The organism is Pseudomonas sp. K5002 (genome assembly GCF_013386655.1).
Taxonomy (GTDB): domain Bacteria; phylum Pseudomonadota; class Gammaproteobacteria; order Pseudomonadales; family Pseudomonadaceae; genus Aquipseudomonas.
In genome coordinates this window covers 1-2,532 of the sequence record NZ_JACARK010001004.1, presented here as the reverse complement: position 1 = coordinate 2,532, position 2,532 = coordinate 1, and the positions used below count along the sequence as shown (strand labels likewise).

3 protein-coding genes are annotated in these 2,532 nt (G+C 61.3%); 2 read left to right on the top strand and 1 reads right to left on the bottom strand.

Features of this window, described 5'->3' with window-relative positions; translation table 11 throughout:
• Positions 1-79 precede the first annotated feature (79 nt).
• Entirely contained in the window at positions 80-847 is a 768-nt protein-coding gene (locus tag HX846_RS32425; RefSeq protein ID WP_178966974.1) for a sulfite exporter TauE/SafE family protein, read from the bottom strand.
• A gap of 99 nt (positions 848-946) precedes the next feature.
• Here HX846_RS32425 and HX846_RS32420 point away from each other — a divergent pair, with 99 nt between their 5' ends.
• Both HX846_RS32420 and xseA read left to right on the top strand, forming a co-directional pair.
• Positions 947-1,837 (top strand): LysR family transcriptional regulator, encoded by an 891-nt coding sequence (locus HX846_RS32420; RefSeq protein ID WP_178966973.1) that lies wholly within the window; start codon positions 947-949, stop codon positions 1,835-1,837.
• A gap of 10 nt (positions 1,838-1,847) precedes the next feature.
• Positions 1,848-2,532: exodeoxyribonuclease VII large subunit (gene xseA / locus HX846_RS32415; RefSeq protein WP_178966972.1), on the top strand; the 685-nt coding region annotated here is incomplete at its 3' end.

The following is a 2,532-nucleotide window of genomic DNA, read 5'->3' as shown; positions in this document are numbered from 1 at the left end:
AATGCGTTCCAAATGTGGGAGCGGGCTTGCTCGCGAAGAGGCCCTGAAGGCTGGCAGCTTAATCCCTGAAACAATCAGGTCAAGTACTCAAGTAACGGGCAATCAAGGCAATGCCACTGGCCAGCACCAGCCAGGTCAACAACCGCACAAACGCCTCGCGGGACATGCGCAGGGTCAACCGCCGCCCCGCCCACAGCCCGAGCGCCATGGCCGGCAACAGGCACACCGCCAACATCAACAAGGGTAGCTCGGCATACACGCCCGCGATCAGAAACAGGCTCAGGCGCACCACCGTGCTGCAACTGATCAACGCACTCTGGGTCGCCCGCGCGCCATCCTTGGGCAATCGGCTGTTGAGGTAGATCGCATACAGAAAGCCGCCACTGCCAAACAACGCGCCAAACAGCCCGCCGACAACCCCCATGGGAATCGCCCAGCCGGCTGCCATCTGCGTGGGCTTGGCCTTCACCGCCAGGCTGTAGATCGCATAGGCGCTGATAAACAGCCCCATCAACAGCAGCAATAAATCAGAGTGCAGGTTGAGCAGGAAGATCACCCCAAGGGTGCAGCCAATCGCCATGCACGGCAGTAGCCTGAACAACTCCGGTTTCACCACATCCCGGCGCGATTGCAGAAGGTTGCCGAAGGCCGCGACAAAATCCAGCAGCACCAGCAAGGGGATGATCTTCGACAGCGGCATGAACAGAATCAGGATCGGCCCCGCGACCAATGCGGTACCAAAGCCTGCAATGCCGAACACGATATACGCCAGGGCAATCGCCACGCCTATCACCAGCCAGTCCACACCGCCAAACGACCAATGACTCAACAACTCGACCGGACTCATGACGTATTCCTTATTAGAGATGGCCATCACTTTAGCCATTGGCAAGCGTTGCGACTAATATCTTCAAAGCCCATCACTCATCTCGAAAAGGCATGACTTGTGATTTCCACCCGGCAATTGCGTTACTTCGTCGAAATCGCCGAGAGCGGCAGCTTCAGCGCAGCGGCCGAGCGGCTGTTTGTAGCGCAATCGGCACTGAGCCGGCAGATCAAGGAGCTGGAAAACCTGCTGCAAACGCCATTGTTCGAGCGTACCGCGCGCCAGCCAAGACTGACGGCTGCGGGAGAGGCTTTTTATCCGCGGGCTCGCAACCTGCTGGGCGAACTGCTCAAGGCCAGTGAGATGGCGACGCAAGTGGGCAATGGACAGCTCGGCACGCTGCGGATGAGCCATTCGAGCACGGTGCCGATGAGTGGCCGCCTGCTGCGCGGCATCGGTGCCTGGCTGGAACGATGCCCGAGCGTGTCGATGGACATCGCCAAACTGTCCTCCGAAGCCCAGTTGGAAGAAATCGCCGACGGCCGACTGGAGGTCGGGCTGTTGCGCTTACCGGTGTTGCGCCAGCGCGAAGGCGTGCGCATCGTGCCTTTATATAGCGAAAGGCTGTTGCTGGCCGTGCCGCCGAACCACCGGTTGGCCGGGCACACATCCGGTATCGATTTGGCGCAACTGAAGAACGAAGCTTTTATCTCGATCCCTCACCCCCAGCGCGGAGGGCTGAGTTACCTGTCAGCCGAGTTGTGCATGCGTGCAGGATTTTTCCCCAAGGCGGCGCGGGTGATGTCGCGCAAGACCACGCAGTTACAGCTGATCCAGGCCGGATTCGGGATCGCCTTGCTGCCGGAGTCGATGCAGGACATTGCGCCGGCCAACATCCATTTTTTACCCCTGGCCGATCCCGATTGCCAAAGCACCGTCGCCCTCGCCTGCCAGCAAACGCCGAACGCGCTGGTGGAGCAGTTCTGTCAAACCCTGCACGAATGCCTATAAACTGCCGCCCATGATTAAAGATCCCTTTGCCCGTCTGGGCCTGGACCGCGAAGTCCTGACTGTCAGCCAGCTCAACGGCCGCGCGCGGGTGTTGCTGGAAGACGTGTTCACCAATATCTGGGTCGAAGGCGAGATCTCCAACCTCGCCCGCCCGGCCTCCGGCCACGTGTATTTCACCCTCAAGGACAGTGGCGCCCAGGTGCGTTGTGCGCTGTTCCGGCAGAACGCCGCACGGGTGCGCCAGGCGTTGAAAGACGGCCTGGCGGTGAAGGTGCGGGGCAAGGTCTCGCTGTTTGAGGGCCGTGGCGACTATCAGCTGATTCTCGACACGGTGGAGCCGGCCGGTGACGGCGCACTGCGCCTGGCCTTCGACGCGCTGAAGGAAAAACTCAGCGCCGAAGGCCTGTTCAGTGTCGAGCGCAAGGTGCCGCTGCCCGCACACCCACGGCGCATCGGGATTATCAGCTCGCCCACCGGCGCGGTGATTCGCGACATCATCAGCGTGTTCCGCCGCCGGGCACCCAACGTGGAACTGACGTTGATCCCGACAGCCGTACAAGGTCGTGAAGCCGTGGCGCAGATCGTCCGCGCACTGAAGCTGGCCGATGCACGCGGCTTCGACGCGCTGATCCTGGCACGTGGCGGCGGGTCGCTGGAAGACCTCTGGTGCTTCAACGAAGAAGCCGTGGCGCGTG